13 protein-coding genes are annotated in these 15,392 nt (G+C 72.4%); 8 read left to right on the top strand and 5 right to left on the bottom strand.

What is annotated here, in order from left to right:
- Window positions 1–36 precede the first annotated feature (36 nt).
- Complete coding sequence (locus tag CP973_RS33140) at window positions 37–759, bottom strand: spermidine synthase family protein (RefSeq protein ID WP_425282046.1); 723 nt, start codon at window positions 757–759, stop codon at window positions 37–39.
- Between the two features lie 392 nt (window positions 760–1,151).
- On the opposite strand from CP973_RS33140, the gene CP973_RS33135 reads away from it, so the two are divergent.
- The 4 genes from CP973_RS33135 (at window position 1,152) to CP973_RS33120 (ending at window position 6,158) form a co-directional block, all read left to right on the top strand.
- Window positions 1,152–1,835 (top strand): rhomboid-like protein, encoded by a 684-nt coding sequence (locus CP973_RS33135; protein ID WP_150247494.1) that lies wholly within the window; start codon window positions 1,152–1,154, stop codon window positions 1,833–1,835.
- Between the two features lie 110 nt (window positions 1,836–1,945).
- Window positions 1,946–2,329 carry a VOC family protein gene (locus tag CP973_RS33130; protein WP_341874869.1) on the top strand — a complete coding sequence of 128 codons (384 nt, stop codon included), beginning with the start codon at window positions 1,946–1,948 and terminating at the stop codon, window positions 2,327–2,329.
- Between the two features lie 699 nt (window positions 2,330–3,028).
- Window positions 3,029–5,437, top strand: a complete 2,409-nt coding sequence (gene lon / locus CP973_RS33125; RefSeq protein ID WP_150247492.1) for an endopeptidase La — start codon at window positions 3,029–3,031, stop codon at window positions 5,435–5,437.
- A gap of 127 nt (window positions 5,438–5,564) precedes the next feature.
- Complete coding sequence (locus tag CP973_RS33120) at window positions 5,565–6,158, top strand: Uma2 family endonuclease (RefSeq protein WP_425282045.1); 594 nt, start codon at window positions 5,565–5,567, stop codon at window positions 6,156–6,158.
- Between the two features lie 57 nt (window positions 6,159–6,215).
- Here CP973_RS33120 and CP973_RS33115 read toward each other — a convergent pair whose 3' ends face one another.
- Window positions 6,216–7,073 carry a lysozyme gene (locus CP973_RS33115; RefSeq protein ID WP_150247490.1) on the bottom strand — a complete coding sequence of 286 codons (858 nt, stop codon included), beginning with the start codon at window positions 7,071–7,073 and terminating at the stop codon, window positions 6,216–6,218.
- A gap of 285 nt (window positions 7,074–7,358) precedes the next feature.
- Between CP973_RS33115 and CP973_RS33110 the strand changes: the two genes are divergently transcribed.
- A complete protein-coding gene (locus CP973_RS33110) occupies window positions 7,359–7,874 on the top strand; it encodes a MarR family winged helix-turn-helix transcriptional regulator (RefSeq protein ID WP_150250633.1) in 516 nt (171 codons plus the stop codon).
- 113 nt (window positions 7,875–7,987) lie between these two features.
- Here CP973_RS33110 and CP973_RS33105 read toward each other — a convergent pair whose 3' ends face one another.
- The 3 genes from CP973_RS33105 to CP973_RS33095 all read right to left on the bottom strand — a co-directional run bounded on the left by CP973_RS33105 (window position 7,988) and on the right by CP973_RS33095 (window position 11,123).
- Window positions 7,988–9,370 (bottom strand): cytochrome P450 family protein, encoded by a 1,383-nt coding sequence (locus CP973_RS33105; RefSeq protein ID WP_150247489.1) that lies wholly within the window; start codon window positions 9,368–9,370, stop codon window positions 7,988–7,990.
- Between the two features lie 38 nt (window positions 9,371–9,408).
- Window positions 9,409–10,119 carry a TetR/AcrR family transcriptional regulator gene (locus CP973_RS33100; RefSeq protein WP_150247488.1) on the bottom strand — a complete coding sequence of 237 codons (711 nt, stop codon included), beginning with the start codon at window positions 10,117–10,119 and terminating at the stop codon, window positions 9,409–9,411.
- A 158-nt stretch (window positions 10,120–10,277) separates the two neighbouring features.
- Window positions 10,278–11,123 carry a protein phosphatase 2C domain-containing protein gene (locus CP973_RS33095; RefSeq protein WP_150247487.1) on the bottom strand — a complete coding sequence of 282 codons (846 nt, stop codon included), beginning with the start codon at window positions 11,121–11,123 and terminating at the stop codon, window positions 10,278–10,280.
- Window positions 11,124–11,586: 463 nt separating this feature from the next.
- Between CP973_RS33095 and CP973_RS33090 the strand changes: the two genes are divergently transcribed.
- The 3 genes from CP973_RS33090 to CP973_RS33080 are packed head-to-tail and all read left to right on the top strand — an operon-like array spanning window position 11,587 to window position 15,391.
- On the top strand, window positions 11,587–14,499 hold the full coding sequence (locus CP973_RS33090) for a sensor histidine kinase (RefSeq protein WP_244410171.1): 2,913 nt from the start codon (window positions 11,587–11,589) through the stop codon (window positions 14,497–14,499).
- Window positions 14,496–14,993, top strand: coding sequence for a roadblock/LC7 domain-containing protein (locus CP973_RS33085; RefSeq protein ID WP_150247486.1), 498 nt, complete (start codon window positions 14,496–14,498; stop codon window positions 14,991–14,993). The genes CP973_RS33090 and CP973_RS33085 overlap by 4 nt, the downstream gene beginning before the upstream one ends.
- A complete protein-coding gene (locus CP973_RS33080) occupies window positions 14,990–15,391 on the top strand; it encodes a DUF742 domain-containing protein (protein WP_150247485.1) in 402 nt (133 codons plus the stop codon). Before CP973_RS33085 ends, CP973_RS33080 begins: the two co-directional genes overlap by 4 nt.
- Window position 15,392 lies beyond the last annotated feature (1 nt).

The following is a 15,392-nucleotide window of genomic DNA, read 5'->3' as shown; positions in this document are numbered from 1 at the left end:
CTGGGCAGCAGCGTAAGGGCAGGGTGTGACCGTCGGCTACGCGCCCTTGCGCGCGAGGTGCACCACGTCCGGGACGCCTCGGACAACGGGGATCTCTTCGGTACGTACGCCGGTGAACCCGGCATTTCGCAGTGCGAGTTCGAAGGCGGACGACGGCTGCGCGGACCACACCGCGAGCACCCCGCCGGGCGTCAGCCGCTCCCGGCAGGCCGCGAGCCCGGCGGGGGAGTAGAGGCCGCCGTTGTCCTCGGTGACGGTCCAGTCCGGCCCGTTGTCGATGTCCAGGCACAGCGCGTCGAAGACGCGCTCCCCGGCCCCGCCGCGTACGTACGCGACCAGGTCGGCCGCGACGATCTCGGTACGCGGATCGGCGAGCGCCGCCCCCGAGACGGCGGCCAGCGGGCCGCCGCGGTGCCAGTCGATCACCGCCGGCTCCCGCTCGACCACGGTGATCCGCCCCCATCGCCGCTCCTCGGCGGCCCGCACCAGGGAGAACCCCACGCCCAGCCCGCCGATCAGCACGCTGGGCGACGGCCGCCCGTCGGCCAGCTCCGCGAGCGCCGCGTCCACCAGCAGCCGCTCGGACCGCCCGTCCGAGGTGTCCATCAGAAAGCACCCGTTGGCGATGATCTCGAAGTGCTCGCCCCGCCGCCGCAGGACGGCCTCCCCGTACGGGCCCTCGCGGCGGTCGAGCACCTGCGGCGGGCTGTCGGCGGCGGGCGAACCGGGTACGGACATGGGGTACGCGGGGTCGAGCATGCACGCCATCCTGACCAACCGGGGCGGGGCGGGTCCAGCCGGTTCGCCGGGCCGGCCCACCGCTTCGGGTGACGCGCGTCACGGGCACAGCTCACTCATGGGTTGAGCGTGCAGGCTGTCGGCGTACGTAGATCTTGGTGGGTTGGCCGGGGTCGTTGGTGCCGTGGCGCCATCGGCACCGTTGGCGCCGGGGATGGAAGGGGCCGAAGGCAGTGGAACGGGTTGGTGTGGCGGACGTGGCCGGGGAGAGGGCCCCTGCTCCCGAGGGGCGGCCGGCAGGGGAGGGGGCGGCGCTTCCGGGGGTTCCCAGACAGCCGGGGGCGGCCCACGTCGTACCGACGGTCGCGTCCACCACCGGGCCCGCGTCCCCGCCCTCGGCGGCATCCGCTCCCGTGCACGCGTCCCCGCCCTCGGCGTCACCAGCTTCCCTACGCCTACCGCGCGTCTGGCGGCTGCTGCCCACTCCTCTGGGCGCGCCCTTCACCTTCGCTTACACCCTCCTCCTCATCGCCACCTCCGTCTTCGCCGAGCACGCCGACCCCGACCTGGTCTCCGCCCTGCTCCGGAGCTCCAGTACGGACGTTGAACACCTGGCGCACTCGCCCCTGCTGGTACTGGTCGCCAGCGCCCTGTGGATCGCGGGCGGCATGACCTCCGCCTACGCCATCGCCTTCCTCTTCGTCCTCACCGCGCTCGAACGCCGCATCGGCGCCCTCGGAACGGCCGCGGTCTTCTTCGGCGGCCACGCGATCGCCACCCTGGCCACCGAGCTGCCGGTGGGCGCCGCGGTCGCTCTCGGGCACCTCCCCGCCGACGCGCTGCAACGCCTCGACTACGGCATCAGCTTCGGCGTGATGACCTGCACCGGCGCGCTGGCGGGCCTGCTGCCGGCCTGGGCGCGGTGGCCGCTCCTGGCGGGCGTGACGTGGTTCGCCGTCAACAACCTCCTCGTCTCCACCGACCCCGTGAGCGACGCCGGCCACCTCCTGGCCCTGCTCCTCGGCACCCTCACCTGGCCCCTCCTGCGGCGTCGCCGTGGGAGGCGGTACGGGGCGATTGTCAGTGGCCGTTGCTAGCTTCCTGAGCGACGCTTCTCCATGGCACGACGGGGAGGTGGAGCGAGGGTTGCACCCGGCCGGGGGTGGCCGGGGCCCCGCTCCGTCAGGAAGAGGCACACATCATGCGAATGATCTTCGTAAACCTGCCGGTGAAGGACATCGAGGCGTCCCGCGAGTTCTTCACCCACCTCGGCTTCACGTTCAACCCGCAGTTCTCCGACGAGCACACCCTGTGCATGGTCGTCGAGGAGAACATCTACGTCATGCTCCTCCAGGAGGACCGCTTCCGGGACTTCATCAACGGCGACATCAGCGACGCCGCGAAGACGAAGGAAGTCCTCACGTGCCTGTCGTGCGACAGCCGGTCGGAAGTCGACGCGGTGCTCGCCAAGGCTCGCGAAGCTGGGGCGACGGCCTGGAAGCCGGTCATGGAGGAGGGGCCCATGTATGGGGGGAGCTTCCAGGATCTGGATGGGCATGTGTGGGAGCTGATGCATATGGCCGGTGCCTGACGCCGCTGTCGCGGCGGGGTGGGGGGTACCGGGCCCGCGCTTCGCGCGGATACGCGTTTGCTTTGTTTGTGGGGCGGGGGTGCGCAGGGGGCCATCTCCTCGGCGCCTGGAGTGAACCAGGTGGTCATTCGTAACCGGGGCTACGGTCGTCCTGCGGGGAGTGTCCCCCTGCACACCCCCTCCCGCCGGTTTGGCGAGTGCGGGCCGGTGGGGGGAGGTGAAAGATGACCTTGGTGCGCGCCACCGTGTGGTGAGGCGCACGGGGCGTAGGCGCAGGGCCCCGGGCGTCTCCACGTCGTGCGTAAGCCGTGCCGGGGGTCTGTAAAGACCCCAGCCACGGTGGTGGGAAAGCCGCGAACGGCGCGGGCTCGGGGACACGTAGGGGTCTCCCCGCAGGACGACCGAGACCCCGGTTACGAATGAACACACGGTTGACTCCCGGCGCCGTGGGGGTCCCCCCGGCCGGAGGCTGGGGGAGAGTGACCCCTGCGGGGCCCCGAGCCCCCACCCACCGAACCCTAGGCGCGAGACGCGCGCCCCCACCCACCGAACAGCCCGCGCAGCACCCGCACCCCCACCCCCACAGCGCGCGATCACGCGACTGATCGCTCACAGCGAACAAGGCCCCAGACAGGGAACACCCCGCGGAGCAATCGCATTGAGTGGGCAGTACTCAACTTGCCTGCCGAAGGGGAGATCATGGCTTCGACGTCCACTTCGCTCACCCTGCCCGTGCTGCCTCTCGACGACGAGGTCGTCCTGCCCGGCATGGTGGTGCCCCTGGACCTTTCCGAAGCGGACGTACGGGCCGCGGTGGAGGCCGCGCAGGCCGCCGTCGTTCCGGGCAACAAACCGCGGGTCCTGCTTGTGCCGCGAATCGACGGCGCCTACGCGCCGATCGGCGTGCTCGGGCGCGTCGAGCAGGTCGGGCGGCTGTCCGACGGCGACCCCGGCGCCCTGATCCGCGGCCTCGGCCGCGTCAAGATCGGCGCCGGTACCACCGGCCCCGGTGCCGCCCTGTGGGTGGAGGGCACGACCGTCGACGAGTCGGTGCCCGATCCGCTGCCCGGTGCCGTGACCGAGCTGGTCAAGGAGTACAAGGCCCTGGCCACCGACTGGCTCAAGAAGCGCGGCGCCTGGCAGGTCGTGGACCGCGTCCAGCAGATCGAGGACGTGTCGCAGCTCGCGGACAACTCCGGTTACTCGCCGTTCCTGAGCACCGAGCAGAAGGTGCGGCTGCTGGAGACCACCGACCCGGTGGCCCGCCTGAAGCAGGCCACCGAAGCGCTGCGCGAGCACCTCGCGGAGCAGGACGTGGCGGAGTCCATCGCCAAGGACGTCCAGGAGGGCGTCGACAAGCAGCAGCGCGAGTTCCTGCTGCGCCGCCAGATGGAGGCCGTACGCAAGGAGCTGGCCGAGCTGAACGGCGACCCGGAGGACGAGGGCGAGGACTACCGGGCCCGCGTCGAGGCCGCCCAGCTGCCCGAGGAGGTGCGCAAGGCGGCCCTCAAGGAGGTCGACAAGCTGGAGCGGGCCAGCGACCAGAGCCCTGAGGGCAGCTGGATCAGGACCTGGCTGGACACGGTGCTGGAGCTGCCGTGGAACGAGCGTACGGAGGACGCGTACGACATCCCCGGGGCCAAGGAGATCCTGGACGCCGACCACGCCGGCCTGGAGGACGTCAAGGAGCGCATCACCGAGTACCTCGCCGTGCGCAAGCGGCGCGCGGACCGTGGGCTCGGGCTGGTCGGCGGGCGCCGCGGCGGTGCCGTGCTGGCGCTGGTCGGGCCGCCCGGCGTCGGCAAGACGTCGCTGGGCGAGTCCGTGGCCCGGGCCATGGGGCGCAAGTTCGTGCGGGTCGCGCTCGGTGGCGTACGGGACGAGGCGGAGATCCGCGGCCACCGGCGTACGTACGTCGGCGCGCTGCCCGGCCGCATCGTGCGCGCCATCAAGGAGGCCGGCTCGATGAACCCGGTCGTCCTCCTGGACGAGATCGACAAGGTCGGCTCGGACTTCCGGGGCGACCCGGCCGCCGCCCTCCTCGAAGTCCTCGACCCGGCGCAGAACCACACCTTCCGGGACCACTACCTGGAGGTCGAGCTCGACCTGAGCGACGTGGTCTTCCTGGCCACGGCCAACGTCCTGGAGGCCATTCCGGAGCCGCTGCTCGACCGCATGGAGCTGGTCCGGCTGGACGGCTACACGCAGGACGAGAAGGTCGTCATCGCCCGCGACCACCTGGTACCGCGCCAGCTGGAGCGGGCCGGTCTGGAGTCCGGCGAGGTCACGCTCACGGACGAGGCGCTGGCCAAGCTGGCCGGTGAGTACACCCGCGAGGCGGGCGTACGGAACCTGGAGCGGGCCGTCGGACGGCTGCTGCGCAAGGTCGCGGCCCAGAGCGAGCTGGGCGAGCGCGAGCTGCCGTTCACGGTGGGCGTGGACGAGCTGCGTCCGCTGATCGGGCGGCCGCACCACACCCCGGAGTCGGCGCAGGACCCGGCCGAGCGGCGCACGTCCGTGCCCGGCGTGGTCACCGGTCTCGCGGTCACCGGCGCGGGCGGCGACGTGCTGTACGTGGAAGCCTCGCTGGCCGACCCGGAGACCGGAGCGTCCGGCGTCCAGCTCACCGGCCAGCTGGGCGACGTGATGAAGGAGTCCGCGCACATCGCGCTGTCGTTCCTGCGCTCGCACGGCGCGGAACTGGAACTGCCGGTCGGCGACTTGAAGGAGCGCGGCGTGCACCTGCACGTGCCCGCGGGCGCGGTGCCGAAGGACGGCCCGAGCGCGGGCGTGACGATGACGACGGCGCTGGCCTCGCTGCTCTCCGGCCGGCAGGTGCGGCCGGACGTGGCGATGACCGGTGAGGTCTCGCTGACCGGGCGGGTGCTGCCGATCGGCGGCGTCAAGCAGAAGCTGCTCGCGGCGCACCGGGCGGGGATCACGACCGTGGTCATCCCCAAGCGCAACGAGCCGGACCTGGACGACGTCCCCGCCGAGATCCTGGAGAAGCTGGACGTCCACCCCGTCTCCGATGTCCGCCAGGTCCTCGACCTGGCCCTCACCCCGGCCTCGGCCCCGGCCGCCCCGGAGGTCCCGGCCGCGGCGTGACGGACGCGGCCGGCCACAGCGGCCCGGAGCCCCTGACACGGGGGTTCCGGGCCGCGCGTGTCCCGGTCACCGTGCGTATCGTTGTACCGCGCGACTGTCCGCACTTCGCGGCGGTGGCGAGGAGCGCATGATGACCATCGAGCCGACCGACAACGGGATCGAGATGGCCGACAGCGACGAGCTCAGCCTGGACATGATGTTCGACTGGCTGGAGCGGATGCCCGTCCCCGAGGGCTACCAGGTAGAGATCGTCGAGGGGGCCATCTTCATGTCGCCGCAACGGGACAACCACTGGGACATCATCGCCGCGCTGTACGAGCAGTTGCGGTCCCGCTATCCGAGGAAGCGCGTGAAGTCCGCTGTCCGCCTGGACTTCCCCGGTCACCTCAACGGTTTCGCCTGCGACCTGATCGCGCTGCGGGAGGGAGCGGAGAAGGACAACAAGGGGCGTTGGCGTTACCAGGACGTCGAGTTCGTCGCCGAAGTCATCTCCGAAGACACGGCGCGCAACGACTACGGCTCCAAGCTGAAGACGTACGCGGTGGCCGAGGTCCCGGTCTACCTCATCGTTGATCCTTACACCGGTACGTGGCATCTCTACACGCTGCCCAAGGACGGGAAGTACCACCGGTACCTGACCCTCGACTTCGGGGAGCCGGTGGATCTGACCGACACGGCCGTCGGCCTGACGCTGGAAACGGCGGATTTCGGCCGGGAGTGACGACGCACGCCGACCCGGGCCCCGGCGCACCCCGTGCTGCCGGGGCCCGGCCGTGTCTCACCCGTCGGCCAACGCCTGCAACCGCTCGTACGCCCCGTTGAACCGGTTGCGGTCGCCGACCGTGGTGCCCGACGACGTGTACTGCCAGATGGTGTGGAAGCCCCAGCCCGCCGGGAGTTCGCCGACCGAGGAGCCGTAACGCGGGATCCACAGCGGGTTGACGGAGCCGAAGCCCGCGTAATTGCCGGTGCACTGTTTCCACCAGCTGGTGGAGGTGTAGATGACGGCGTCCCGGCCGGTGCGTGCCTTGTAGGTGCCGAAGAAGTCCTTCATCCAGCTGATCAGGCCGGACGCGCTCTTGCCGTAGCAGGTCGGGCCGTACGGGTTGTATTCCATGTCCAGGGCGCCGGGCAGCGTACGGCCGTCCTTGGACCAGCCGCCGCCGTGGTCCACGAAGTAGTTGGCCTGGGCCGCGCCGCTGGAGGTGTCGGGGGTGGCGAAGTGGTACGCGCCGCGGATCATGCCGACGTTGTAGGAGCCGTTGTACTGCTGCGCGAAGTACGGGTTGACGTAGCTGGTGGACTCGGTGGCCTTGACGTACGCGAAGCGGACCCCGGCGTTCCACAAGGTCTGCCATGCGACGTTGCCGTTGTGGCTGCTGACGTCGACGCCTTCGACGGAGGCGAGGGTGGGGGGCGGCGCTTCGCCCGGCGCGTCGCCCTCGTGCTCGGCGACCTGGGAGCCGGCCCAGTCCTGGCCGGGGTGGGTGGGCTCGGGGGCCTTTCCGTACGCGGCGGCGCCGGCGGCGCCGGGCAGGCCGAGGAGGAGGGCGGCGATGGCGAGAGACAGGCCGGCCAGGCCCGCGAGGGTGCGCGGGTGACGGCGGGCGGGGTGGCCGGATCTGTGCACAGGCATGGGTGCCTCCGAGATCTCGGTGAAACGACCTGAGGGGGAGGAACAGAGGGCTTCTTTGGTCAGGGCATGACAAGCGGTGTCAGGTGGGTTTTGGTGTGGTCATGCCAGGCGATGCGACGACCGTACGCGCGTAGATGCCCGCGGCAAAAGAGGAGAGCCGGGCTTCCGTTGGTCTAATCCTGCGAAATACTGGACAAGCTGCGGCTTCGGCCGCCGCGGCAGACAAGTTTCACGGTCCGGAAAGCGGGAGAGGGCGCTGACGTGCACAACACCAGACCCGACGGCATGGCCGGGACGGACGAACCCAGTGGTGTGGACCAGGTGTTCCTGTCCTTGGAACGGGAGTTGGCGGTCTTTCTGCGCCGCGCCCGCGCCACCTCCGGCGAGCTGGCGCGGGCGGTCCACCCCGAGCTGGAGTCGGCGGCGTACGGCCTGCTCGTACGTCTCGCGGACGCGGGCCGGCAGCGGGCCACCGACCTCGCCGGGTACTTCGGCGTGGGCAAGGCGACGATGAGCCGGCAGCTGCGTGCCCTGGAGGACCTGGGGCTCATCGCCCGGGAGCCCGACCCGGCCGACGGGCGGGCCGTCCTCGTCCGCATCACCGACGAGGGGCACGACCGGTTCAGCCGCGTACGCAACAGCCGCCGCGCCCAGTACGCCCGCCAGCTCGCCTCCTGGGACCGCCGCGAGGTGGCGGAACTGGCCCGCCTTCTGCACCGCTTGAACGGCGAGCAGGACGCGGACGAGGGGTGCGGCGCGGCCGGGACGCCCGGGAAGGGTGACCGGGGCGGTAACGGCTGAGCCGGTGCGCGGCCCAGCGGGGTCCGCGCACCGGTTCTCGACCGGTCAGCACGACGGCCGCCTCCTCCGCGGACGGCCGGCGTTGTGGGGAGCGCCGTGGCGCTCCGTACGGGTCAGATCTCCGGACGCAGCCGCAACGGCAGCCGCCGCAGCCGCCATGCCCCGGGCTGGCGCATGCGCTCCTGCTCCTCCAGTTGTTCGTGGGGCAGTGCGAGCGCCACCTCCGGATAGCGCGCCAGCAGCTTGCCGAAGGCGACTTCGCCTTCCTGCCGGGCCAGCGAGGCGCCCAGGCAGTAGTGCATGCCGTGTCCGAAGCCGACGTGGTCCTCGGCCCGGCCCGCCGGCTGCCGCGTCAGGTCGAGCTTTTCCGGCTCGGTGTAGTGGCGCGGGTCGTGGTTGGCCGCGACGAGGCTGAACATCAGGGCGTCGCCCTTGCGGACCTTCGTACCGGCCACCTCGACGTCCTCGGAGGCGTACCGCAGCTGGGTGGCCTGGATCGGCCCGCACCAGCGCATCAGCTCGTGGACCGCGCGGGGCAGCAGGGCCGGGTCCTCGGCGAGCAGACGCCGCTGGTCGGGGTGGGTGAGCAGGGCGAGGGTGCCGTTGCTGATGAGGTGGGCGGTGGTTTCGTGGCCGGCCAGCACCAGGGTCAGGACCATGGTGACCATCTCGGTCTCGCTCAGCCGGCCGCCGTCGTCGTCCCGGGCCCGGATGAGTGCGCTGAGCAGGTCGTCCCGCAGGGCCGTGCGGCGCTCGCGGATCACTTCGTGGATGTGCTCGACCATGGCCGGCACGACGGCGCCGATCCGCTTCGGCTCCAGGGAGGCGAGGGCGGCGCCGAACTGCCGCCACCGGTGCCGTTCCTCCTCGTCGATGCCGACCAGTTCGCAGATGACGGTGATGGGCAGCGGGTACGCGAAGTGCTCGACGAGGTCGACGACGCCGTCCTGCGCGTGGTCCGGCAGCTGGTCCAGCAGCTCGTCGGTGATCCGTTCCACCCGTGGCCGCAGATCCTGGACGCGGCGGGCGGTGAAGGCCCGGGAGACCAGGCGCCGCAGCCGGGTGTGGTCCGGCGGGTCGCTGGTGAGGATGGTGTCCACCAGGTACGGGGCCACGTGGTCCGGGATGCCGAACAGCTCGATCAGCTTGGCGCGCGGGTCCGGGTCCGTACGGCCGGGCAGGCGGGACGGGTTGTTGATGAACCGCGGGTCGCGCATCACCTCGCGTACCACGTCGAAGCGGGTCACGAGCCAGACGGGCGAGTCGTCGAGGAACCGGCCGCGGACCAGCGCGCCCTGCTCGCGCAGCTTGCCGTAACCGGTGAACGGGTCGTTGAGCAGCTCCGGCTCCATCACGTTCGGCTCGCCCGGGTGCAGGCCGACGAAGGACGGCAGGGCGGCGGGCGGGGTGCCCGGGCCGGAGGTGGCGGAGGCGGTGGTGGAATCGGTGGAGCCGGGCGGGGTGGTCCCGGCGGACTGGGTGGGCGATGTGGTCATCGTGCGTTCTCCCTACTGATCAGGGGTGTGATCGGGGATCACGGGCGCAGTTGCCGCCGCACTTCCTGCCGGCTCAGCTCCTCCAGGCGCTGGTAGCGCGCGATGATTCCGGGAGCGGCCGCGGCGATGAGCCGTGGGTCGGGATCGGCGTGGGTCTCCAAAGCGGTGCGTACGGTGTGGCACAGCACGTCGGCCCGGTCCTCCGCCCGGTCGGGCGCGTACTCGGGATAGAGCGCCTCCGTCTGGAAGAAACCGGCGGCGATCGACACGCAGGCGTACATCTGCTGGTCGACGCTCAGGTCCTCTCTCACGAGGCCGTGCTCGCGCAGGGCGGTGAGCTGGGTGCGCAGTGTCTGGGTGCTCTCCGCCACCAGGTCCGCCATCTCCTTCTTGGCGACTTCGTTCAGGCGGCCGAGGATGTCGGAGTCGTCCAGGTACACCGCCCGCAGTACCGGGTCCTCCATGAAGTCGAGGAGGGCCCAGCGCAGCAGCCGGCTGGGCAGGATGTTGCGGTGATCGGCCCGCATACGGGCCAACTGGCGGGCGTGGTCGCACGACTTGGCCCGCAGCACCACCGCCAGCAGCAGGGCGTCCTTGGTCTTCCAGTGCAGATAGACGGTGCCTTTGCCGACGTTCGCCCGGCGGGCGATCTCGTCGGTGGTCACCCGGCGGTACCCCCAGGAGAGCAGCAGCTCGCAGGCGGCGTCCAGGATCCGCTCGCCCCGCTCCGTGCGCTCTTCCGGTTCCACGCCGCCTCCTGACTCCGTGACCAGATTTCGAATCTGGTCACGGAGTCAAAGGTAGGCCGGGCGGCGCCCGCCGGATAAGGCGGTTTCCGGCCGTGTGGCGACGTGTGCCGGACCGGTTTCGGCCCCGCCTCTTCGGGCCCCCGCGTCCCGTCCCGCCCCTACGGCTCCACCAGTACCACCGTCGCGTCGTCCCGGGACTTGCCGCGCGGGAAGGCCGTACCGTCCGGGTCGGCGGCCTCCAGCGCCCGTACGCGATCGACCAGGCCCTGTGGCCCCTCCTTGCGCACCACCGCGACGCAGTCCGCCCAGGAGCCCTCGCGGAAGACCTCGACCCACCGTGACGCGCCGTCGCTGAGCGCGGTCAGGGACCGCACTTCGCCGCGCGGCAGGGAGCCGGTGACCGCGCGGGCGGCCACCGCCGGGTCGGCCGCGGCGGTGAAGAAGCCGCCCTCGGCGTTGCGCAGCGCCTCGACCGCGGCGGTGTACTCGCGGCCCGCGGCGGCGCGTTCGGCGGAGCCGCGCGGCAGTCCCCGTACGGCCTCGCGCAGGGCCTGTACGGTGGGCGGGAGTTCGTCCAGGCGGGTGTCCAGGACCGGCCGGACCGTGCCGTCGGTGTGCTCGACGAGCAGTACGGAATCGGACAGAACCAGGTACTCGACGGTCTCCGGCGACCAGCGCGCGGCCACCGCGGTTGCCTGCGGAGTGCGGGCGTGAGAAAGGTCACAGGTGGAGCGGTGAACTTCGGCCGCCCTGGAGATGGCGGCCGAAAGCGACTCAGGGAGCGTCATATCCCGGAATGAACCGGACAGTTCGAGCATTGCGCCCCCGAGGCGTGCGGTGTACCACGGCACCGGGTGGGCGCAGCCGACCTCGTACGGCGGCGGGGTCACGCCGTCCAGCAGGACCAGCACTCCGCCCTGGCCGGAGGCGGGGAGGGCGACGGACGCGTAGTCCTCGTTCGGGTGTTGGGGGTCTCCCGGCTCGGTGGCCAGTTCGATACGCATGCCGGCCAGTCTGCCGGAGCGCGCCCGGTTTCCCGCGGTGTGCGGACTTCGCCGGGTACGGGGCGTGTAGCAGCAGGTCAGGGGCGTGAGCGGGGCTGGAAAACGCGGTCCCCCGGAATGCGGGCGCGCATCCTTCCAGGACCCCGCACGGTTCGCCAAACCCGTCCGGGGGTTGCGGGGGGTTGCACGCCGCGACGGCCGGTACCGGAAGTTGATGGCCAACTTCCGATTGATGTTCACTCATTCGAGTGGCCAGGCATGCGTTGCCGGGCCACTGCGCGATGCCGGTGGAATGGTCGTGGCCCGGATCATGGGAGGGGCCGTGACGCTCGTCGCGACGCGCAGAGCCGGGCTGCTTCCCTCGCGGACGTGTGCATTGCTGCGGTCTTCGCGCAGGTCCGCCCCGCGAACGGGGAGCGAGCCGGGTCCGCGGGACCACACGGTGTGGGCAGGCGAGACAGGAATGCGAGCAGCGGTGCGGAAGAAGCGGCTTCGGGACGGCGCGGTCGAGCCGGGATCGCCGGCCGGTTCGGGTACGGGTACGGCTCCGGGCGGCACCCCGGGCGTCCCGGGCGCGCCCGCGGGGCGCCCCGCGCGGGTGCGCAATCGTCTCGTCGGTGCCGTGGCCGTCGCCGCGCTCGCCGTCCTGGGCGCCGGCGCGCCCGCCGTCGTCTCCGCCGTGGACGACGTCCACGACTCCCAGCGGCTGGTCGACCTCGCCGGCCTGAACGCCCACGCCGTCACGCTCGCGCACTCCCTCGCCGACGAGCGGGACGCGATGACCGAGTTCGTCGCGGGCGGGCGCTCCGCCAAGAACGGCGGCGCGGGCGTCACGGAAGCCCAGCGGGCCCGCGTGGACCGGCAGATCAGCGAGCTGCGCGCGGTGGCGAACGGCGCGGCCGGCGCCGACGCGGCGTACCGGGCGGCCGACAAGCTCCTCGCCGCGCTGCCGCAGACCCGCCAGAAGGCACTGTCCGGGCCCGGACAGGTGACCGAGACCTTCGAGGCCTACACGGCCGCCGTGCAGGCGCTCGGCGCGCTGTCCGACGCCATCGCCCGCGACCTGCCCGCCCGCGCGAACGAGGTCGCCCCGGACCTCCGGGCCCTGCCGCAGCTCGGCCGCGCCACCGACCAGGCGGCCGCGGCCCGCGCCCTGCTCGTCCCGGCGCTGGCCGCCGGCGGCCCGCAGGCCAAGCTCACCGCCCTCGCCCAGCAGGCCTCCGTACGCGAACAGGCCGCGCTGGCCGCCTTCAAGCAGTCGGCGAGCCCCAAGGCCCGGGACTCCTACGACCGCGCCGTCAACGGCGGCGACGTGAACACCGCCGAGGATTTCCTCGCCAAGCTCACCGACCAGCCGCGGCTGGACGCCGACGACCAGAAGCTGAGCAGCGCGCGTGTGAAGACCGCGCTCACCGCCCGGATCGGGCTGATGCGCGGCGTCGAGGCGTCGATGGCCACCGCCGACATCGACCGGCTGGGCGCGCTGCGCGACGACGACGTGACGGCGCTGGAGATCCGTATCGCCCTGGCCGGCGTCTGCCTGCTCCTCGCGGTCGGCGCCAGCGTCTCCGCCTGGCGCTCGGTGACCCGTCCGCTCGCCGCGCTGCGGCTGGGCGCCAGGCGGGTGGCGGCCGACCCGGCGGGCGAGTCCCCGGTCGCGTTCAAGGGGCGCAACGACGAGTTCGCCGACGCCGTACGGTCCGTCAACGCCCTGCACGCCCAGGTCGGCGAGGTCTCCCGCCGGGTCGCCGAACTGGAGGCCGAGCGCGCCCGGCTGATCGGCGGCCGCAAGCGCCTGGTCGCCGAGCGCGACGCGCTCCAGGAGGAGCGCGCGGCGCTGCGCCAGGAGATCACGGACCTCACCGGGCGGATGACGGCGCTGCGCACCGGCGTGCAGGGCCGGTTCGTCAACCTCGCGCTGCGCACCCTGGGCCTGGTGGAGCGCCAGCTGACCGTCATCGAGTCGCTGGAGCAGAAGGAGCAGGACCCCGACCGGCTGGAGACCCTCTTCAAGCTGGACCACTTCGCCGCCCGGATGCGGCGCAACAGCGAGAACCTCCTCGTGCTGGCCGGTGCCGAGCACGGCACCGCGCACGCGGCGCCGGTCCCGCTGCTGGACGTGCTGCGCGCCTCGGTCAGCGAGATCGAGCAGTACGAGCGGGTCCGCGTCCAGTCGCTGCCGCCGCACTCCCAGGTCGCCGGTTTCGCCGCCGACGACCTCAGCCACCTCGTCGCGGAGCTGCTGGAGAACGCCACCGCCTTCTCGCCGCCGGACTCCCATGTGGAGCTGTCCGGCTGGCTGCTGGAGAGCGGCGAGGTCATGCTCTCGGTGCAGGACCAGGGCATAGGGATGACCGAGGAGCGGCTGGCGGAGCTGAACGACCGCCTCGCCGCCGCCGCCGGAAGCGACGACCATCCGGATCCGGTGGACGAGACGCTGGGCCTCGGCCTGTACGTCGTCGTACGGCTCGCCGCGCGCCACGGTGTGCGCGTACAGCTGCGGGACCAGAAGCAGGGCGGGATCACGGCGGTCGTCGTGCTGCCCGCGGCCATCCTGCCGGCCCGGCCGGCCCCGGGCGCCGTCGCGCCCGCCCCGCCCGGCGAGGGCGCCATCCAGAACCTTCCCGGTTCGGTCGCCGAGGCCAACTCCAACACGCTCCAGACGCGACTGCCGCGTCTGGAGCAGGGCGGGACGGCCGACGGTGTCGCGCACGGTACGGAGGAGACCGCGGCTCCGGCAGCCGCCGCTCCGGCAGCCCCGGCTTCAGCCGCGGCCATGCCGTCAGCCCCGGCTCCGGAAGCAGCCGCAGCACGGGCCGCGGAGCGGCAGGCCGCAGCACAGGCCGCGGCGCAGACCGGGAAGCAGACCGCCAAGCCGGTCACGCCCGTGGACGCGGCGGTGGACACGGCAAGGGGAGCGACAGCGGGCGGAGAGACGACGCCCGCCGCGAGCCCGTACGGTCCGCAGTCACCCGGCCCGTACGCCAAGGAGACGGCCGAGCACACCCGGCCCGCGGAAGCGGCGCACCCGGCGCCCGGGGCGGCGGTTCCCGGCCCGGCGGCGCCCGCCGCGGACACGACCACCGGCCACGGCGCCGGTGCGCCACGTCGGCTGACCGACCAGGGCCTGCCCAAGCGCACGCCCCGGATCGTGGCGCGGAAGCCCCCCGCCGCACCCCGTACGGGCAACGCGGCGGCCAACGCCGAAGCCCTGCGGGCCCGGCTCGGCGGCTTCCAGCAGGGGGCGCGGGACGGCCGGCGCGACGTCGAGGCCGAGATCGCGGAACGTACAGCGGAGCAGACCATCCCACAGACGGACACCGACGGAGCGGGGGCCCCGGGAGAGAGCCACGTTGTCGAGGAGGCACGCGATTGAAGGCGCAAGCGCCCACTGCTCACGGGCTGAGCAGCCAGGCACGGAATCTGCACTGGCTGCTGACGAATCTGGTCGATGAGGTACCGGGCATCCGTTCGGTGGCGGTGGTCTCCTCCGACGGACTGCTGCTGCTCTCCTCCGACCCGGGACTCGCCGCCGCAGCCTTCCAGGCCGGGCAGCCGGACACGCCGGCGGGCCCGCGCGGATCCAGCGCGGACCTCGCCACCATCGTCTCCGGACTGGGCAGCCTGACCACGGGGGCCGCCCAGCTGATGGACGGCGGAACGGTCAAGCAGACGATGGTCGCGATGGAGGAGGGCAGCCTCTTCGTCATGTCGATCAGCGACGGCTCGCTGCTCGGGGTGCACGCCACCCCGGACTGCGACATGAGCGTCATCGCCTACCACATGGCGCTGTTCGTCGGCCGGGCCGGCCACGTCCTGACCCCCGAGCTCCGCAGCGAGCTGCGCAAGTCGATGGAGAGCGCCCAGTGAGCACGAGCCCGAAGCTCCCCGTGCGCGGCGGGGACCGCAAACCGGCCCGCGTGCGCCCGTACTCGCTCACCGGCGGGCGCACCCGCTTCGGCCACGTCCTGCTCGTCGAGACGTTCGTGGCCGCGCTGGACGGCCCCGAGGAGCGGCGGGAGCTGACCGCCGGCAACTGGGGCGACCGGGTGATGCCGGAGATGCGCGCGATCGTCGAGCTGTGCCGCCGGATGCGCTCGGTCGCGGAGATCTCCGCGCTGCTCAAGATGCCGCTGGGGGTGGTCCGGGTGCTGCTCAGCGACCTCGCCGACCAAGGGAAGATCCGCGTCTACGGCACCGGGCACGGCACCGGCCGGCCCGACCGCGCGCTGCTGGAAAGGGTGTTGGGTGGACTTCGCAGGCTCTGAC

Origin of the sequence: Streptomyces albofaciens JCM 4342 (assembly GCF_008634025.1) — a bacterium.
Taxonomy (GTDB): domain Bacteria; phylum Actinomycetota; class Actinomycetes; order Streptomycetales; family Streptomycetaceae; genus Streptomyces; species Streptomyces albofaciens.
Note: the sequence above shows the minus strand (reverse complement) of the source record. Positions and strands in the feature narration are given on the sequence as shown.

Coding starts and splice junctions, on each gene's coding strand:
- CP973_RS33105 (WP_150247489.1), bottom strand. CDS start 9,370: ATGACCACATCGCCCACCCAGTCCGCCGGGACCACCCCGCCCGGCTCC.
- CP973_RS33115 (WP_150247490.1), bottom strand. CDS start 7,073: ATGCCTGTGCACAGATCCGGCCACCCCGCCCGCCGTCACCCGCGCACC.
- CP973_RS33130 (WP_341874869.1), top strand. CDS start 1,946: ATGATCTTCGTAAACCTGCCGGTGAAGGACATCGAGGCGTCCCGCGAG.
- CP973_RS33095 (WP_150247487.1), bottom strand. CDS start 11,123: ATGCGTATCGAACTGGCCACCGAGCCGGGAGACCCCCAACACCCGAAC.
- CP973_RS33140 (WP_425282046.1), bottom strand. CDS start 759: ATGCTCGACCCCGCGTACCCCATGTCCGTACCCGGTTCGCCCGCCGCC.
- lon (WP_150247492.1), top strand. CDS start 3,029: ATGGCTTCGACGTCCACTTCGCTCACCCTGCCCGTGCTGCCTCTCGAC.
- CP973_RS33090 (WP_244410171.1), top strand. CDS start 11,587: ATGCGAGCAGCGGTGCGGAAGAAGCGGCTTCGGGACGGCGCGGTCGAG.
- CP973_RS33120 (WP_425282045.1), top strand. CDS start 5,565: ATGATGACCATCGAGCCGACCGACAACGGGATCGAGATGGCCGACAGC.
- CP973_RS33110 (WP_150250633.1), top strand. CDS start 7,359: ATGGCCGGGACGGACGAACCCAGTGGTGTGGACCAGGTGTTCCTGTCC.